This window comes from Scytonema sp. PCC 10023, assembly GCF_963920835.1.
In the GTDB taxonomy this organism is placed as follows: Bacteria; Cyanobacteriota; Cyanobacteriia; order Cyanobacteriales; family Nostocaceae; genus Kalymmatonema.
This window is the reverse complement of record NZ_CAWUDP010000427.1, coordinates 1-227: the sequence shown is the minus strand read 5'-3', so window position 1 is coordinate 227 and position 227 is coordinate 1. Positions and strand designations below refer to the sequence as shown.

Here is a 227-nt window from a genome sequence, read left to right as displayed (position 1 = left end):
GCTGGCACCGCTGGAATGGCACGGCCTACGCGAAATACGCTCCGAACGTGGCGCAGGACCTGGCGTTCGATTCCGCAACCTGGAAAGTCCGGGGCGCAATGGGTTTCGGGCCCAATGCGGGCGGGGTCTTCCAGAGCCTGTCGGGGGCCGGCAACCTGAATGTCGCACCCGGCACCACCGCCGCGGGCAGCCGCGTGAATGTGTGGCAGGACAGCGGCGCCAACGCC

1 protein-coding gene is annotated in these 227 nt (G+C 68.7%); it reads left to right on the top strand.

What is annotated here, in order from left to right; genetic code table 11:
- Positions 1-227, top strand: a 227-nt coding sequence (locus ACM0OZ_RS49460) for a hypothetical protein (protein ID WP_414590257.1), incomplete at both ends; no start/stop codon positions are given.